Annotated in this window: 15 protein-coding genes; 12 read left to right on the forward strand and 3 right to left on the reverse strand. The window is 64.4% G+C overall.

All coding sequences use genetic code 11. The annotated features are described in order from the left end of the window. The first annotated feature begins 74 nt into the window (after nucleotides 1-74). Together parC and ACYVOC_RS06625 are read left to right on the forward strand one after the other, a co-directional pair. On the forward strand, nucleotides 75-2426 hold the full coding sequence (parC, locus tag ACYVOC_RS06620) for a DNA topoisomerase IV subunit A (RefSeq protein WP_461161251.1): 2352 nt from the start codon (nucleotides 75-77) through the stop codon (nucleotides 2424-2426). Between the two features lie 124 nt (nucleotides 2427-2550). Beyond that, complete coding sequence (locus ACYVOC_RS06625) at nucleotides 2551-4335, forward strand: methyl-accepting chemotaxis protein (protein WP_461161252.1); 1785 nt, start codon at nucleotides 2551-2553, stop codon at nucleotides 4333-4335. Nucleotides 4336-4388: 53 nt separating this feature from the next. Here ACYVOC_RS06625 and ACYVOC_RS06630 read toward each other — a convergent pair whose 3' ends face one another. Beyond that, a complete protein-coding gene (locus ACYVOC_RS06630) occupies nucleotides 4389-4847 on the reverse strand; it encodes a RidA family protein (protein ID WP_461161253.1) in 459 nt (152 codons plus the stop codon). Nucleotides 4848-5195: 348 nt separating this feature from the next. On the opposite strand from ACYVOC_RS06630, the gene ACYVOC_RS06635 reads away from it, so the two are divergent. The 4 genes from ACYVOC_RS06635 to ACYVOC_RS06650 are packed head-to-tail and all read left to right on the forward strand — an operon-like array spanning nucleotide 5196 to nucleotide 10368. Next, a complete protein-coding gene (locus ACYVOC_RS06635) occupies nucleotides 5196-7694 on the forward strand; it encodes a DNA internalization-related competence protein ComEC/Rec2 (protein WP_461161254.1) in 2499 nt (832 codons plus the stop codon). A 51-nt stretch (nucleotides 7695-7745) separates the two neighbouring features. Beyond that, nucleotides 7746-9209, forward strand: a complete 1464-nt coding sequence (locus ACYVOC_RS06640) for a circularly permuted type 2 ATP-grasp protein (RefSeq protein ID WP_461161255.1) — start codon at nucleotides 7746-7748, stop codon at nucleotides 9207-9209. Beyond that, a complete protein-coding gene (locus ACYVOC_RS06645; protein ID WP_116003509.1) occupies nucleotides 9203-9415 on the forward strand; it encodes an alpha-E domain-containing protein in 213 nt (70 codons plus the stop codon). Before ACYVOC_RS06640 ends, ACYVOC_RS06645 begins: the two co-directional genes overlap by 7 nt. After that, the gene (locus tag ACYVOC_RS06650; RefSeq protein WP_461161256.1) at nucleotides 9409-10368 is read left to right on the forward strand and encodes an alpha-E domain-containing protein; all 960 of its coding nucleotides are present in this window, start codon (nucleotides 9409-9411) and stop codon (nucleotides 10366-10368) included. The genes ACYVOC_RS06645 and ACYVOC_RS06650 overlap by 7 nt, the downstream gene beginning before the upstream one ends. 111 nt (nucleotides 10369-10479) lie before the next feature. Here ACYVOC_RS06650 and ACYVOC_RS06655 read toward each other — a convergent pair whose 3' ends face one another. Further along, complete coding sequence (locus ACYVOC_RS06655) at nucleotides 10480-10797, reverse strand: VF530 family protein (RefSeq protein WP_461161257.1); 318 nt, start codon at nucleotides 10795-10797, stop codon at nucleotides 10480-10482. A gap of 97 nt (nucleotides 10798-10894) precedes the next feature. Then, the gene (gene bfr / locus ACYVOC_RS06660; protein WP_116003512.1) at nucleotides 10895-11371 is read right to left on the reverse strand and encodes a bacterioferritin; all 477 of its coding nucleotides are present in this window, start codon (nucleotides 11369-11371) and stop codon (nucleotides 10895-10897) included. Nucleotides 11372-11596: 225 nt separating this feature from the next. Here bfr and ahpC point away from each other — a divergent pair, with 225 nt between their 5' ends. The 6 genes from ahpC to ACYVOC_RS06690 all read left to right on the forward strand — a co-directional run. After that, on the forward strand, nucleotides 11597-12160 hold the full coding sequence (gene ahpC, locus ACYVOC_RS06665) for an alkyl hydroperoxide reductase subunit C (RefSeq protein ID WP_461161258.1): 564 nt from the start codon (nucleotides 11597-11599) through the stop codon (nucleotides 12158-12160). A 101-nt stretch (nucleotides 12161-12261) separates the two neighbouring features. Further along, nucleotides 12262-13830 (forward strand): alkyl hydroperoxide reductase subunit F, encoded by a 1569-nt coding sequence (ahpF, locus tag ACYVOC_RS06670; protein WP_461161259.1) that lies wholly within the window; start codon nucleotides 12262-12264, stop codon nucleotides 13828-13830. 207 nt (nucleotides 13831-14037) lie between these two features. After that, complete coding sequence (locus ACYVOC_RS06675; protein ID WP_461161260.1) at nucleotides 14038-14295, forward strand: type II toxin-antitoxin system Phd/YefM family antitoxin; 258 nt, start codon at nucleotides 14038-14040, stop codon at nucleotides 14293-14295. Further along, the gene (locus tag ACYVOC_RS06680) at nucleotides 14292-14732 is read left to right on the forward strand and encodes a PIN domain-containing protein (protein WP_461161261.1); all 441 of its coding nucleotides are present in this window, start codon (nucleotides 14292-14294) and stop codon (nucleotides 14730-14732) included. Before ACYVOC_RS06675 ends, ACYVOC_RS06680 begins: the two co-directional genes overlap by 4 nt. 4 nt (nucleotides 14733-14736) lie before the next feature. Further along, complete coding sequence (locus ACYVOC_RS06685) at nucleotides 14737-15807, forward strand: HlyD family secretion protein (RefSeq protein WP_461161262.1); 1071 nt, start codon at nucleotides 14737-14739, stop codon at nucleotides 15805-15807. After that, nucleotides 15804-16208 (forward strand): ATP-binding cassette domain-containing protein (locus ACYVOC_RS06690; protein WP_461161263.1); only part of this gene is annotated, 405 nt, incomplete at its 3' end. The genes ACYVOC_RS06685 and ACYVOC_RS06690, both read left to right, overlap by 4 nt.

Genomic DNA, 16208 nt, shown 5'->3' on the forward strand with positions numbered 1-16208 from the left:
AAATTCAAGCAAAATTGGCCTCTAGCGCTTATACATCAAGCGCTAGTAGCTATGAAAAAGATAGTGATTGACCTATGAGTGAGCAACCCGGCCTTGCCTTTTCCGCGTCCGAGACCCCCGACGAACCGGGCCTGGGCAGCTACGCCCAACGTGCCTACCTCGAATACGCGCTCTCTGTCGTCAAGGGCCGCGCGCTGCCCGACGTGTGCGACGGCCTCAAGCCCGTGCAGCGGCGCATTCTGTATGCGATGGACCGCATGGGCCTGTCGTACAGCGGCCCCACGCGCAGCAGCGCGCCCAAACCGGTCAAAAGTGCCCGCGTGGTGGGCGATGTGCTGGGGCGTTTTCACCCGCACGGCGACCAGTCGGCGTACGACGCGCTGGTGCGCATGGCGCAGGATTTTTCCCAGCGCTACCCGCTGATCGACGGCCAGGGCAACTTTGGCAGCCGTGACGGCGATGGCGCTGCCGCCATGCGCTACACCGAGGCACGGCTGTCGCGCATCACCAGCCTGCTGCTCGATGAAATCGACGAGGGCACGGTCGATTTCATGCCCAACTACGACGGCAGCACGGAGGAACCGCGCCAGCTGCCCGCGCGCCTGCCGTTTGCCTTGCTGAACGGCGCCAGCGGCATTGCCGTGGGTCTGGCCACCGAAATCCCCAGCCACAACCTGCGCGAGATTGCCGACGCCTGCGTGGCGCTGATCAAGACGCCAACGCTGAGCCAGGACGAGTTGCTGGCGCTGGTGCCCGGTCCCGATTACCCGGGGGGCGGCCAGATCATCAGCAGTGCGGGCGACATCGCCGACGCCTACCGCACGGGCCGTGGCAGCCTCAAGGTGCGCGCCCGCTGGAAGATCGAAGACATGGCGCGTGGCCAGTGGCAACTGGTCGTGAACGAGTTGCCGCCGGGTGTGAGCACGCAGCGGGTGCTCGAAGAAATCGAAGAAATCACCAACCCCAAGATCAAGGCCGGCAAAAAGGCCCTGAGCCAGGACCAGGTCCTGCTCAAGGCCAGCATCCTGGCCGTGCTCGACGTGGTGCGCGATGAGTCGAGCAAGGACGCGCCCGTGCGCCTGGTGTTCGAGCCCAAGACGAGCAAGACGCCGCAGCAAGAGCTGATCACCGCGCTGCTGGCGCACACCAGCCTGGAGACCTCGGCGCCCATCAACCTGACCATGGTGGGGCTCGATGGCCGGCCGGTGCAAAAGTCGCTGCGGCAGATGCTCGAAGAGTGGATCACCTTCCGCCAGACCACTATCACGCGGCGCAGCCAGCACCGGTTGGACAAGGTGCTCGACCGCATCCATATCCTTGAAGGGCGGCAGACCGTGCTGCTCAACATCGACGAAGTGATCGCCATCATCCGCGCGGCCGAAGAGCCCAAGGCCGCGCTGATTGCACGCTTCAACCTGAGCGACCGGCAGGCCGAGGATATTCTTGAAATTCGCCTGCGCCAGCTCGCGCGGCTCGAAGCTATCAAGATCGAGCAAGAGCTGAAAGAACTGCGCGACAGCCAGGGCAAGCTCGAAGACATTCTGAACAACCCGGGCACGCTGCGCCGCACCATGGTCAAGGAGATCGAGGCGGATGCCAAAACCTTTGCCGACCCGCGCCGCACCCTGATCCAGGCCGAGAAAAAGGCGGTGGCCGAAGTCAAGGTGGTGGACGAGCCCGTCACGGTGGTCGTGTCGCAAAAAGGCTGGGTGCGTGCGCGCAACGGCCATGGGCACGAGGCGGCCAGCTTTGCTTTCAAGGCGGGCGACGGCTTGTATGGCACGTTTGAATGCCGCACGGTCGATACCTTGCTCGCCTTTGGCAGCAATGGGCGTATCTATTCGGTAGCCGTGTCGCTGCTGCCCGGTGCGCGCGGTGATGGTCAACCGGTGACCACGCTCATTGAGCTGGAAGCGGGCACGCAGGTGCAGCATTATTTTGCGGGCCCGGCCAACGCCACGCTTTTGTTGTCCAGTTCGGGCGGCTATGGTTTTCTGGCGGCGGTGGAGAACATGGTGTCACGCCAGAAGGGGGGCAAGGCGTTTCTCACGCTGGGCGAAGGCGAGACCGTGTGCGCGCCTTCGCACGCCGCAGGCTCCAGCGGGGGCCAGGTGTTGGCCCCGGCCACGCATGTGGCCTGTGCCTCCACGGGCGGGCGCATTCTCACGTTCGAGATCACCGAGCTGAAAACCATGGCCAACGGCGGCCGTGGCCTGATGCTGATCGACCTGGAAGACAAGGACCAGCTCGCGGGCGCGGCGGCCTATACCCGCAGCATTCGCCTCGACGGCGTGGGCCGGGGCGGGAAACAGCGCGATGAAACGCTGGAGATCCGCTCGCTCAACAACGCCCGCGCCGCACGGGGACGCAAGGGCAAGGCTGCGGACCTTGGATTCAAGCCGGCCACTGTGACGCGGATAGAGTAGCTCTCAAGCTACAGGGAGTCGCGCATGTTCCTGTGTGCGCATGCTGGTTTTGTGCTTCAACAGAAAACAGTGCAATATCGCTGTAACAAGCAAAAATTGTTTCAATGCAAGAAGGGAGACTCCGATGTTTCAGCAATTGAAAATGGGCCACAAGTTGTGGCTAGCCGTCACGGTCATTGTGGTGTTGCTGGTGGCCGTCGTTGGGTTTTCGGGCTATCGGTCGGCCAAGACACGTGCCGACGCCGACGTGATCTTGCAAGCAACCGTCCAGCGGCATGATGCGGTCGTGCAATGGGCGGGCCTGACGGAAACCAACGCGGTGCGCACCCTGGCGTTGGTGCTCAGTGATGACCCCGCGATGCAGGCCGAGTTCAAGGATGCCATGGCTGCTACTTCGGCCAAGATCAGCGAGGTGCAAAAGTCGCTGGAGGCGCTGGCGCTGTCAGATCGTGAAAAAGCGCAGATGGACACGATTGCCGCAGCCCGCAAAAATATGGTGGCGCAGCGCGACCAGGCGCGCAAACTCAAGGCCGATGGCCAGGGCGACCAGGCCGAAACCTTTGTGCGCCAGACCTATAACCCGGCCTCGGCGGCCTATCTGCAAACCCTGCGGGACTTCGTGCAGCTGGAAAAGCAGATCATGCAGGAAACCCGCGATGAGTTGGGCCGTGCCGGTATGGATACCGTCAAAATGGCTGGGGCGGCCGTGGGAGCCTTGCTGCTGGCGATCATCATTGGGGCCTACTACCTGATTCGCAGCATTGTGCAGCCGCTGCAGCAGGCGACAACCTTGGCGGGGCGCATTGCTGAGGGGGATCTGAGCCAGCGTGAAACGATCACGCGGGCAGACGAATTCGGCGAACTGCTGCACTCGCTCTACGCCATGAGCGATTCTCTCGGACGCATGGTGCACCAGGTGCGCCAGAGCACCGACAGCATTGCCACGGCCAGCGCCCAGATTGCGGCGGGCAACCATGACCTGTCGGCGCGCACCGAGCAGACGTCCAGCAACCTGCAGGAAACAGCGGCCGCCATGGAGGAGTTCACCAGCACCATCCAGCAAAGCGCCAGCAGTGCGCAGCAGGCCAGCAGCCTGGCGGCGGGAGCCAGTGGTGTGGCGCGGCGTGGTGGCGAGGTGGTGACCCAGGTGGTCTCCACCATGGAGGCCATCCAGCACAGCAGCCAAAAAATATCCGACATCATTGGCGTGATCGACGGCATTGCCTTCCAGACCAACATCCTGGCGCTCAACGCGGCCGTGGAGGCTGCCCGCGCGGGCGAGCAGGGCCGGGGCTTTGCCGTGGTGGCCAGCGAGGTGCGCAGCCTGGCCGGGCGCAGCGCCGAAGCGGCCAAGGAAATCAAACAGCTCATCAACACCTCGGTCGAGAAGGTCGAAGCCGGCTCGCGCCTGGTACAGGACGCGGGTACCACCATGCAGGACATCGTGCAGTCGGTGCAGCGCGTGAACGACATGATTGGCGAAATCACCGCTGCGTCCACCGAGCAAAGTGCGGGCGTTTCCCAGGTGAACCAGGCCGTGGGTAACCTCGATCAGATGACGCAGCAGAACGCCGCGTTGGTGGAAGAGAGTGCGGCCGCAGCCCAAAGCCTGCGCGAGCAGGCTGAGCAGCTGGCCCAGGTGGTATCGATCTTCAAGGTCAATACTTCGGGTCTGCCACCCGCACAACCCGTGCGGCGCAGTGCACCGGTGGCAGCACCTGCCCCGGCGCGCGGCGTGCCTGCGCCCGCCAAACCGGCTCCGCTGCGTACCCCGGCGGCCAAGGCACCTGCTGTGCGTCTGGCCTCAGCGAAGGCGTCGCCTGCAGCCCACAAACCGGCTGCGCAGCCCCCGGCAGCACCACCGCGGGCCCAAGCTGCTGCCAGTGACGACGACTGGGAATCCTTTTGAACGTGAGAGGGGCGGCGGTGGATGCTGCCCCTGAACCTGACCGGCTCTGACGATCAGGCCAGTTCGGCGATCAGTTCTATCTCCACGCAGGCGCCCATGGGGATCTGCGCCACGCCGAAGGCGCTGCGCGCATGCACACCGGCTTCGCCAAACACCTGGCCCAGCAGTTCGCTGGCGCCATTGGTCACCAGGTGCTGCTCGGTGTAGTCGCCTGTGGAGTTCACCAGGCTCATCACCTTCACGATGCGCTTGACGCGGTTCAGGTCGCCGCCCGCTGCCGCTTGCAGCGTGCCCATCAGGTCGATGGCGACAGCGCGGGCAGCCGCCTTGCCTTCTTCGGTCGTGATGTTCTTGCCAAGCTGTGCAACCCAGGGCTTGCCGTCCTTGCGGGCAATGTGGCCGCTCAGGAAGACGAGGTTGCCGGTCTGCACATAGGGCACATAGGCCGCCGCCGGTACGCTGACGGGGGGCAGGGTGATGTTCAGGGCGGAAAGCTGGTCGTAAACGCTCATGGTGTTCCTTGAAGAAAATAGATTCCGGCATTGCGGGAGCGGGGCGCTCCACCACGCAGACGGATTTTTGCGTGCAGGGCCGGGCCAAGGGTTGGCATGTTACACAGCCCCGTGCTTGCTGCGCAGACCCAGGAGCCTGTCGGGCTTGGAAATCGTCGGCTGCAAATCGGCCGCAGCGGTCCATTTTTTACCGTCTTTTTGCCCCATAGCCGGGCTATGGGGCTGCAAATCCGGCAAAAACTGTCCTCGCTGGGGCCAATTCTCGCTTTCGACGCCCCAAGCCCGACAGACTCCCAGGTGGCGTTGACCGCCATTTTCAGAACACAGGGCCTGCCGTAGCATGCGTCCATGCCATCGCTTTCTGATCGCCCGCTCCTGTCCGACACCGCAGCGCCGCATGCCGCTGCACGGCACAGTGATGGGGGTGCGTCGGCGCTGCTGGGCGCCGTGCTGGGGGCCGCCCTGCAAATGCAGCAGGCAGCGCTATGGCCTGGCTGGCTGTATGGCGTGCTGCTGTGTCTTGCAGGCATCAGCGCCGTGGTGCTGTGGCGCTGGGCGCCGCAGCGCGGCCCGGTGTGGGGGCGGGCGCTGGCCTGGGCCGGGCTGGCGGCCCTGCTGGTCGGGGCGCTGACAGGACTGCGCGCTGCGCATTTCGCCGCGCAATCTTTGCTGCCATCGCTGGAGGGCCAGGACATCCAGGTGACCGGTATCGTGGCCACCATGCCGCAGCTGGGCGATGCAGCGCTGCGGCTGCGCCTGGAGGTGGAGTCCGCACACCAGAACGGGCAGCCGGTGCGCCTGCCCACGCTGATCGACTTGGCCTGGTACCGGGGCTTATGGCAGGAGACTCCGGATCTGGCTACATTGCAGCGCCAGCCGCTGCCCATGCGCCCTGGTGAGCGCTGGCAGATGATGGTGCGCCTGAAGGCCCCGCACGGGGCGCGCAACCCGCACGGGTTTGATTACGAACTCTGGCTGTGGGAGCAAGGCGTGCAGGCTACGGGCTATGTGCGTGCAGGGCCACGGGATGCGCCGCCCCAGCGCATCGGGGAAACCTGGCGGCACCCGGTCGAGCGCCTGCGCCAGACGGCACGCGACGCCATCACCACGCGCCTGGCGCCCGACCGCACGGATGTGCAGGCGGTGCGTGTTGCCGGTGTGGTGGCGGCGCTGGTCACGGGCGACCAGCGGGCCATCGACCGCGGCGACTGGGATGTTTTCCGCGCCACGTCCGTAGCGCACCTCATGAGTATTTCTGGATTGCATATCACGCTGTTTGCCTGGCTGGCCGCTGCGGCTGTGCAGTGGCTCTGGCGCCGTTCACCGCGCCTGTGCCTTGCCGTGCCAGCGCCTTCGGCCGCGCTGGTCTGTGGCGTTCTGCTGGCGGCGTTGTATGCCCTGTTCAGTGGCTGGGGGCTGCCGGCACAGCGCACCGTGCTGATGCTGACCACGGTGGCGCTGCTGCGCCTGTCGGGGCGGCGCTGGCCCTGGCCGCAGGTGTGGTTGCTGGCCTGCGCGGTGGTGGTGGTGCCCGATCCGTGGGCTTTGCTGCAAGCGGGGTTTTGGCTCAGCTTTGTGGCGGTGGCTGTTTTGTTTGCTACTGATAGTAGAGCTGTTAGCGCTTATCCAGCGGGCGTTAGAGGCAGATTTAATGCTTTATTGCGTGAACAATGGATCGTCACGCTGGCGCTTACGCCCTTGGGGTTGCTGCTGTTTGGGCAGGTGTCGCTGGTGGGGCTGGTGGCCAATCTGTTGGCGATTCCCTGGGTGACCCTGGTGGTGACGCCGCTGGCATTGGCGGGTGTGCTGTGGGCACCGCTGTGGCAGTGGGCGGGTGCGGCAGTGCTGCCGCTGGTGGCCGTGCTGCAATGGTTGGCGGCCTGGCCCTGGGCCTCGCTGTGGCTACCGGCGGCGCCTTTGTGGGCGGGCGTGGCAGGGGTAGCCGGCGGTGTGCTGCTGGCCTTGCGGCTGCCGTGGCCGGTGCGTGCATTGGGCGTTCCGTTATTGGTGCCGGTGTTGCTGTGGCAGTCGCCGCGCCCGGTGCCAGGGCAGTTTGAGGTGCTGGCAGCCGATGTCGGCCAGGGCAATGCCGTGCTGGTACGTACCGCCACGCACAGCCTGCTGTACGACACTGGCCCGCGCTTTGGGGTAGACAGCGATGCCGGTGGCCGCGTGCTGGTGCCGCTGCTGCGGGCGCTGGGCGTGCGCCTCGACATGCTCATGCTCAGTCACCGCGACAGCGACCATACTGGCGGGGCAGCGGCCGTCATGGCCCAGCAGCCCCAGGCCGTGCTGACGGGCTCCATTGCCGGGGATGAAACGCTGCGCGCGCTGGGGCCTGCTGCGCCCTGCCTGGCAGGCCAGCGCTGGACCTGGGATCACGTGGCATTCGAAGTGCTGCACCCCTTGCCGGGTGCGACCGAGGGGGCTCCGGGCCAGCGCGCCGTACGCCCCAATACCCTCAGCTGTGTGCTGCGCATCACGTCGGCCAACGGAACCGCAGCGCTGCTGGCTGGGGACATCGAAAGCGCACAAGAACAGGCCCTGGTGGCGCGCGCAGCACCCTTGAAGGCCAACCTGCTGTTGTTGCCCCACCATGGCAGCAAAACCTCGTCCAGTGCCGTCTTTCTGTCTGCGGTGCAGCCACGCACCGCGTTGGTGCAGGCGGCCTATCGCAGCCGCTTCGGCCACCCTGCGCCTGAAGTCTTGCAGCGCCTGCAGGCACAGGGTATCGATGCTGTGGTCTCGCCGCATTGCGGGGCTGCTACATGGCATTCGGCCCAGCCGGGGCTGGCGCGCTGTGAGCGGGACGAACATCCCCGCTACTGGCAGCACCGCGTTCCCTGATGGGCACAGAGCTGGTGTACAACTTGCTATCCTGACCCCAGGAGGCCTGCGATGCAGAAATTTGACGAGATGTACGCCCTGTTGCCCTTTGATGGCAGTGATGTGCGCGCCCATTACAAGCGCTATGGCCACTGGCTTGCGCGCCAGGCGCCCGAAACCATGGAGGCGCGCCGTGCCGAGGCCGAGATGATTTTTCGCCGCGTGGGCATCACCTTTGCGGTGTATGGCGACAAGGACGAAGGTGGGGCGGGCAACGAGCGCCTGATCCCGTTTGACCTCGTGCCGCGCATCATTCCAGCGCAGGAGTGGGCGCACCTGGAGCGCGGGCTGGTGCAGCGCGTGGCTGCGCTCAACCATTTCATTCGCGACGTGTACCACGGCCAGGACATCCTGCGCGCCGGTATTGTGCCGACCGATCTGGTGCTGCACAACGCCCAGTACCGCCCCGAAATGGTCGGACTGCAGGTTCCCCGGGATATCTACGCGCATATCGCCGGCATCGACATCGTGCGCGCCGCCAACGCGCAGGGCGAAGGCGTGTACTACGTGCTGGAAGACAACCTGCGCGTGCCCTCGGGCGTGTCGTACATGCTGGAAAACCGCAAGATGATGATGCGGCTCTTCCCCGACCTGTTTGGCATGCACCCGGTGGCGCCCGTGGCGCATTACCCCGACCTGTTGCTCGACACCCTGCGCGCCAGTGCCCCCGCAGGTGCGTCTGAGCCCACCGTGGTGGTGCTGACCCCCGGCATGCTCAACAGCGCCTATTTCGAGCATGCCTTTCTGGCACAGCAAATGGGGGTGGAGCTGGTGGAAGGGCAGGACCTGGTGGTGCGCGACAAGTTCGTCTACATGCGCACCACGCGCGGCCTGCAGCGGGTGGACGTGATCTACCGCCGCGTGGACGACGATTTTTTAGACCCCCAGGTGTTTTGCTCCCGCAGCACACTGGGCTGCGCCGGGTTGATGGAGGTTTACCGCGCAGGCAACGTGGCGATCTGCAATGCCGTGGGTACGGGCGTGGCCGACGACAAATCGGTCTACCCTTATGTGCCCGAGATGATCCGCTTCTACCTGGGCGAGGAACCCCTGCTGGCCAATGTGCCTACGTGGCTGTGCCGCAAACCGGACGATCTGCGCTACGTGCTCGACCACCTGCCGGAGCTGGTGGTCAAGGAGGTGCACGGTGCGGGAGGTTACGGCATGCTCATCGGTCCGGCGGCAACGCGCGCCGAGATCGAGGATTTTCGCCGCGCTCTGGTGGCCGACCCGGCCCGCTATATCGCGCAGCCCACGCTCAGCCTGTCGAGCTGCCCGACCTTTGTGGACAGTGGTCTCGCGCCGCGCCACATCGACCTGCGGCCCTTCGTGCTGTCGGGCGAAAAAGTGCAGATGGTGGCCGGGGGGCTGACGCGGGTGGCGCTCAAGGAGGGCTCGCTGGTCGTCAATTCGTCGCAAGGGGGCGGCACCAAGGACACCTGGGTGCTGCAGGAAGAAGGGAGCACGCCATGCTGAGCCGCACCGCTGACCATCTGTTCTGGATGTCGAGATACACCGAGCGGGCGGTTCTGTTTACACCAGTAAACAGGGGGGACGCTAACAACTGTGCGAAGCACTTGTTATGCGTTCACCAAAAGACCGTCGCAGGCGGGCTTTCACTAAAACACGGCCGACGCGCGCAGCGCGTGCGGGGTTTTCTGCCCGAGGAGGTTGCATGCTGAGTCGTACCGCTGACCACCTGTTCTGGATGTCGAGATACACCGAGCGGGCAGAAAACACTGCCCGGATGTTGAACGTGGGCTACGAGACTGCACTGCTGCCGCAGTCCGCCGCACGCGCCCAGGCGGGCTGGCTGGGCATGCTCTCGATCAGTGAATTGATCCCCGCCTACACGGCACGCCACGGGACGGTCACGCGCGAAGGCGTGCTGGACTTCATGGTGCGCGACGGCGGCAATTCATCGTCCATCCTCTCGTGCCTGCGCGGCGCACGCGAGAATGCGCGCGCCGTGCGCGGTGCGCTCACCACCGAGGTCTGGGAAACGCAAAACCAGACCTGGCTGGAGTTGAACCGCTTGCTGGCCAGCGGCGCCTTCGAGCGCGACCCGGGCCAGTTCTTTGAGTGGGTGAAGTACCGCTCGCACCTCTCGCGCGGTGTTACCTTGGGCACCATGCTGCAGGATGAGGCCTTCCACTTTCTGCACCTGGGCACTTTTCTGGAGCGGGCCGACAACACGGCGCGCCTGCTCGATGTGAAGTTCCACGCCGTGGCCAACGATTTTCATGGCGCCGCCAGCGGGCGTGAGCCGGAGGCCGATTTCTACCACTGGAGCTCCATTCTGCGCAGCGTGTCTGCCTTCGAGGTCTATCGCAAGGTGTACCGCGATGTGATCACGCCTGAGCGCGTGGCCGAGCTGCTGATATTGCGGCGCGACATGCCGCGTTCCTTGCATGCCAGCCTGCGCGAGGTGGTGGACAGCCTCGCCCTGGTGTCCAACGAACATTCGCACCACACCGAGCGGCGCGCCGGGCGGCTGCTGGCCGACCTGCAGTACGGCAGCATCGATGACATCCTGGCGACGGGCCTGCACGCCTTTCTGACCCAGTTTCTGGACCGTGTAAGCGATCTGGGCGATGGCATCAGCCGTGACTTCCTGGCGACCCCGGGCGGGTAATCCCGTTTCTAAACCATCCGTGTCGTTGTTGCTTCGCCTTGCCGTGCTACAGCACTGATCGTAGGCTTTGCTCCTAGACACCAATGATTTGGATACGGAATAAGGCGCTCTTCAGCGCCCGCTGGCGGCGCTGCGCTTTTGCTCGCGCAGCATGAACAGGTAAAGGCTCTCGACCTTCTCGCGCGCCCAAGGCGTCTTGCGCAAGAACTTGAGGCTGGAGCCCACGCTGGGGTCCACCTGGAAGCAGCGCACGGGGATCTGCTGGCCCAGGCCCTCCCAGCCAAAGTATTCGGCTAGTGCTGTCACCATGGCCTCCAGCGTCACGCCGTGCAAGGGGTTGCGCGGCTGCTGCGGGCGCGGCGGAGCGCTTGTCGGTGTCGCAGGGGTTGCGTGGCTGTCGTCGGCGGGGGGGGGCTCGGTGGCATTCATGGGTGCAAGGATAAGGCGTTGAGCGGAGCCAGGGTCGGGCATAAAAAACGGGCCGAAGCCCGTTGGAAGCACTGGCCTGCGTGGGCAGGGCGCAAGCTTATTCGTTCTCGCCCATCTGCGACTGCAGGTAGTTGGGCAGGCCCACCTTGTCGATCAGGGCAATCTGGGTTTCGAGGAAGTCGATGTGCTCCTCGGTGTCGTTCAGAATTTTTTGCAGCAGGTCGCGCGATACATAGTCTTTGACGGTCTCGCAATGCGCCATGCCCGCCTTGACCGTGGCCTGGGCTCCTTGTTCGGCGCGCAGGTCGCAAGCCAGGATTTCTGCCACATCCTCGCCGATCTGCAGCTTGCCCAGGTCCTGCAGATTGGGCAGGCCATCGAGCATGAAGATGCGGTCCATCAGCAGGTCGGCGTGCTTCATCTCGCCAATCGACTCTTCGTATTCTTTCTTGGCCAGCTTGTCGAAGCCCCAGTGCTTGAGCATGCGAAAGTGCAGAAAGTACTGGTTGATGGCGGTCAGTTCGTTTTTGAGCTGGGCCTGCAGATGGCCAATGACTTGGGGATCGCCTTGCATGGGTGACTCCTGAAAGGTTCAAAAAAAGGAGGGCAGCGGCCTGCCGTGAATTTGCAAGCCTACTCCACTGGGCGCCGTAGGGGAGTAGCACAGCCAAAACCATGGGGGCATTGCATTGAATAGCTAAAAACGATTGATGTCATTCAATCAATTGATTGGAATTATTCGCAAAACCGGCCCATACTCTCTCCTGTGTTCACATTCCATCCATGAAAGGTAGCAACCATGTCCCTGATCAACACCCAAGTCCAGCCCTTCAAGACCGAAGCCTTTCACAACGGCAAATTCGTCACCGTGACCGAAGAAAGCCTCAAGGGCAAGTGGTCTGTGGTGATCTTCATGCCCGCCGCTTTCACCTTCAACTGCCCCACTGAAGTGGAAGACGCCGCCGAACACTACGCCGAGTTCCAGAAGGCCGGCACCGAGGTGTACATCGTGACCACCGATACGCATTTCTCGCACAAGGTCTGGCATGAGACCTCTCCTGCGGTCGGCAAGGCCCAATTCCCGCTGGTGGGCGACCCCACGCACCAGCTGACCCGTGCCTTTGACGTGCACATCGAAGAAGAAGGCCTGGCACTGCGCGGCACCTTCATCATCAACCCCGATGGCATCATCAAGACCATGGAAGTGCATTCCAACGAAATTGCCCGCGACGTGAAGGAAACCTTGCGCAAGCTCAAGGCTGCCCAGTACACCGCAGCGCATCCTGGCGAAGTGTGCCCCGCCAAGTGGAACGAAGGCGCCAAGACCATCGCTCCATCGCTGGACCTGGTCGGTAAGATCTAAGCGGACTCCCTCCGCGCTTCAGTTGAACTGAACAAGACGCCCGGGTGCCTGGCGCCCGGGCTTTTTTACGCCCAAAAATCGAATATTTCAGGAGTTTTGCCATGCTCGACGACACCCTCAAGACCCAGTTGAAAGCGTACCTGGAGCGTCTGCAGCGCCCGGTGGAACTGGTGGCCACGCTGGACGACAGCGCCACGTCGAACGAGCTGCGCGAGCTGCTGGAAGACATCCGCGCCCAGTCGGACAAGATCACCGTGGTCGAGAAGAACGACCCGGGCGTGCGCAAGCCCTCGTTCCTCATCACCAACCCCGGCGTGGACAGCGGCGTGCGCTTTGCCGGCGTGCCCCTGGGCCATGAATTCACCTCCCTGGTGCTGGCGTTGCTGCATGTGGGCGGCCACCCTTCCAAGGAAGCGGCTGAACTGCTGGAGCAGATCAAGGGGCTCGACGGGGATTTCCACTTCGAGACGTATTACTCGCTCTCGTGCCACAACTGCCCTGACGTGGTGCAGGCGCTCAACCTCATGAGCGCGCTCAACCCGCGCATCACCCACACCGCCATCGACGGCGGCCTGTTCCAGAGCGAGATTGCCGAGCGCGAAATCATGGGCGTGCCCACGGTTTTTCTCAACGGCGAGCGTTTCGCCCAGGGCCGCATGGAGCTGGCCGAGATCGTCGGCAAGATCGACAAGGGCGCTGCTGCCAAGGACGCCGCCAAGCTCAACGCCAAGGAAGCTTTCGACGTGCTCATCGTCGGCGGTGGCCCCGCTGGCGCAGCCGCTGCCGTGTATGCGGCGCGCAAGGGCATCCGTACCGGCGTGGCGGCCGAGCGCTTTGGCGGCCAGGTGCTCGACACGGTCGATATTGAAAACTACATCTCCATCCAGAAGACCGAAGGCCCGCAGTTTGCCGCCGCGCTGGAGCGCCATGTGCGCGACTACGAGGTGGACATCATGAATCTGCAAGCGGCCAAGCAACTGACGCCTGCCACCACCGAAGGCGGCCTGATCGAGGTGCAGCTCGAAAGCGGCGCCACGCTGCGCAGCCGCACCGTGATCCTGTCCACCGGCGCGCGCTGGCGCAACATGAACGTGCCCGGCGAGGACCAATACCGCACCAAGGGCGTCACCTACTGCCCGCACTGCGATGGCCCGCTGTTCAAGGGCAAGCGCGTGGCGGTGATCGGCGGCGGCAACTCCGGCATCGAGGCCGCCATCGACCTGGCGGGCGTGGTGGCGCATGTCACCGTGCTTGAATTCGCGCCGGAACTCAAGGCCGACGCCGTGCTGCAGCGCAAGTTGCGCAGCATGCCCAACGTCAACATCATCCTGAATGCCCAGACCACCGAGGTCAACGGCGACGGTCATAAAGTCAACGGCATCACCTACAAGGACCGTATGAGCGGCGAGGTGCGGCAGATCGCGCTGGAAGGCATTTTTGTGCAGATCGGCCTGCTGCCCAACACCGACTGGCTCAAGGGCACGGTCGAATTGTCGAAGTTCGGCGAAATCGTGATCGATGCCCATGGCCGCACCAACGTCCCCGGCGTGTTTGCTGCCGGTGACTGCACTACGGTGCCGTACAAACAGATCGTGATTGCCGCAGGGGCAGGTGCCACCGCCGCGCTGAGCGCGTTTGACCACCTGATCCGGACCTCGGCTCCTGCGTGAGACCCTGGGGCCTGTCTCCCTCTCCCACAAGGGAACAGGGGGATTTCAAGGAAAATGAGGCTCTAGCGCTTATGTAGAAAGCGCGGATAGCTATCAAAAATAAAGCGTTTGTGCTGTTGCAGCACAAACGCTTTTTCGTTCAGCTTTTTGACAGAGATGGAACATACGAGCAAACTAGTCATCTAACTGGTTTGTTTGGAGTTTGATATGCACACATGGCCCGTTCAGGATGCGAAAGCACGGTTCAGCGAGTTTCTGGATGCCTGCCTCACGGAGGGGCCGCAGTTGGTGACCCGGCGCGGCGCCGAGGCGGCCGTGCTGGTACCCGTGGCCGAGTGGCGGCGCTTGCAGTCGGCTGCACGCCCGTCGCTGAAACAACTGTTGCTGTCTGAGCAGGCCCGCACCGACCTGATCGTGCCCGCCCGGGGCCAGGCCCAGCGCCGGAAACCAGAGGACCTCCTGTGACGCCCGCGTACCTGTTGGACACGAACGTGGTGTCGGAGCTGCGCAAACAGCGCCCGCATGGTGCCGTGCTGGCTTGGTTGGAAGGGGTGGACGTTGCCCAGTTGTACGTGTCCGCCGTTACCTTGGGCGAGATACAGGCGGGCATTGAACTCACACGCGAACAAAACCCCGCCAAAGCCGCTGAAATCGAAGTGTGGCTGGAGCTGCTGGCTGGGGCCTACAACGTTTTGCCCATGGATGCAGCCACCTTTCGGGCCTGGGCGCGGCTGATGCACCGCAAGTCCGATGCGCTCTACGAAGACGCCATGATCGCCGCCACGGCCCAGGTGCATGGGCTGACAGTGGCGACAAGAAATGTGGCCGACTTTCATGCGTTGGGTTTGGAGGTCTGCAATCCCTTTGCGCCGAAGCAGGCGCCTCAATCCGCAGGACAATAGTCCCATGAAGATCCAATGGAAATCCGCATTCACAGCGGGTGCGCTGCTGGTGGTGGGCGCTGCGCTGGTGGCCGCCTGGGCACCCTGGCGCGCCGATGGCACGCAGGCCGCTCTGGTGGGCGGCAATGGCCGCATCGAGGCGACGGAAATCGCCGTGGCCAGCAAACAGCCTGGCCGCTTGCGCGAACTGCTGGTGTCCGAGGGCGATTTCGTCAAGGCGGGGCAGGTGCTGGCCCGCTTGCAGCTCGACGGTTTGCAGGCGCAGCGCGATGAGGCGCTGGCCCGGCTGCAGCAGGCGCGCCAGGCGGTGGCCACCAGCCAGGTGCAGGTGGCGCAGGCGCTGGGCAACCACCAGGCAGTGCTGGCGCAGGTGGTGCAGCGTGAAACCGATTTGCAGATGGCCCAGCGCCGACTGCCGCGTACCGAGCAACTCGCCCGCGACGGCTTTCTGTCCGACCAGGCGCTTGACGACGACCGGGGGAAGGTGCACAACCTGCAGGCCGCCCTGAGCGCCGCCCAGGCCCAGGCCCGCGCGGCCCAGGCCGGGGTGGATGCCGCACGCACCCAGGTTCCAGCCGCCCAGTCCAATGTGCAGGCCATGGAGGCGACGCTGCAGCGCATTGATGTGGATCTGGCGGAGAGCGAGCTCAAGGCCCCGCGCGATGGCCGTGTGCAGTTTCTCATTGCACACCCTGGTGAAATCGTGGCGGGGGGCGCCAGGGTGCTGAGCCTTGTCGACCTGTCGGATGTGTACATGACCTTCTTCCTGCCGGAGACCGTGGCAGGCCGGGTGGCATTGGGCAGCGAGGTGCGCATCGTGCTCGATGCCGCGCCGCAGTTCGTGATTCCGGCGCGCGTGTCCTTTGTGGCCAGCACGGCCCAGTTCACCCCCAAGACCGTGGAAACCGCCAGCGAGCGGCAAAAACTCATGTTCCGCGTGCGTGCGCAGATCGACCGCGAACTGCTGCTGCGCCACATCGAGCAGGTCAAGACCGGGCTGCCCGGCATGGCCTGGATCCGCACCGACCCGCAGGCCGCGTGGCCCGAGCACCTGGCCATCAAAGGGCAGCCGTGAACGACGCGGGCTTGGCGCCCGTGGCGCGGCTGGCGGGTGTGGGGCTGCGTTACCGGCAGGTACAGGCCCTGGCCGATATCGACCTGGACGTGCCGACAGGCTGCATGGTGGGCGTGATCGGCCCTGACGGGGTGGGCAAGTCCAGCCTGCTGGCGCTGATGGCGGGGGCACGCGTGGTGCAGCAGGGGCGGGTGCAGGTGCTGGGGGGCGATATGGCGCGTGCTGGCCACCGGCGCCGCGTTTGCCCGCGCATTGCCTACATGCCCCAGGGCCTGGGCAAAAACCTGTACCCCACGCTCTCGGTCGAAGAGAACCTGCAGTTTTTTGCGCGCCTGTTCGGCCATGGCGCGCGGGAGCGTCGCCGGCGCATCGACCAGCTCACCCGCGCCACCGGCTTGCAG

It is taken from the genome of Simplicispira piscis, assembly GCF_054783455.1.

Excerpts from the sequence above, each read along its gene's own strand:
- parC (WP_461161251.1), top strand. The coding sequence starts at position 75 with ATGAGTGAGCAACCCGGCCTTGCCTTTTCCGCGTCCGAGACCCCCGAC.
- ACYVOC_RS06625 (WP_461161252.1), top strand. The coding sequence starts at position 2,551 with ATGTTTCAGCAATTGAAAATGGGCCACAAGTTGTGGCTAGCCGTCACG.
- ACYVOC_RS06630 (WP_461161253.1), bottom strand. The coding sequence starts at position 4,847 with ATGAGCGTTTACGACCAGCTTTCCGCCCTGAACATCACCCTGCCCCCC.
- ACYVOC_RS06635 (WP_461161254.1), top strand. The coding sequence starts at position 5,196 with ATGCCATCGCTTTCTGATCGCCCGCTCCTGTCCGACACCGCAGCGCCG.
- ACYVOC_RS06640 (WP_461161255.1), top strand. The coding sequence starts at position 7,746 with ATGCAGAAATTTGACGAGATGTACGCCCTGTTGCCCTTTGATGGCAGT.
- ACYVOC_RS06645 (WP_116003509.1), top strand. The coding sequence starts at position 9,203 with ATGCTGAGCCGCACCGCTGACCATCTGTTCTGGATGTCGAGATACACC.
- ACYVOC_RS06650 (WP_461161256.1), top strand. The coding sequence starts at position 9,409 with ATGCTGAGTCGTACCGCTGACCACCTGTTCTGGATGTCGAGATACACC.
- ACYVOC_RS06655 (WP_461161257.1), bottom strand. The coding sequence starts at position 10,797 with ATGAATGCCACCGAGCCCCCCCCCGCCGACGACAGCCACGCAACCCCT.
- bfr (WP_116003512.1), bottom strand. The coding sequence starts at position 11,371 with ATGCAAGGCGATCCCCAAGTCATTGGCCATCTGCAGGCCCAGCTCAAA.
- ahpC (WP_461161258.1), top strand. The coding sequence starts at position 11,597 with ATGTCCCTGATCAACACCCAAGTCCAGCCCTTCAAGACCGAAGCCTTT.
- ahpF (WP_461161259.1), top strand. The coding sequence starts at position 12,262 with ATGCTCGACGACACCCTCAAGACCCAGTTGAAAGCGTACCTGGAGCGT.
- ACYVOC_RS06675 (WP_461161260.1), top strand. The coding sequence starts at position 14,038 with ATGCACACATGGCCCGTTCAGGATGCGAAAGCACGGTTCAGCGAGTTT.
- ACYVOC_RS06685 (WP_461161262.1), top strand. The coding sequence starts at position 14,737 with ATGAAGATCCAATGGAAATCCGCATTCACAGCGGGTGCGCTGCTGGTG.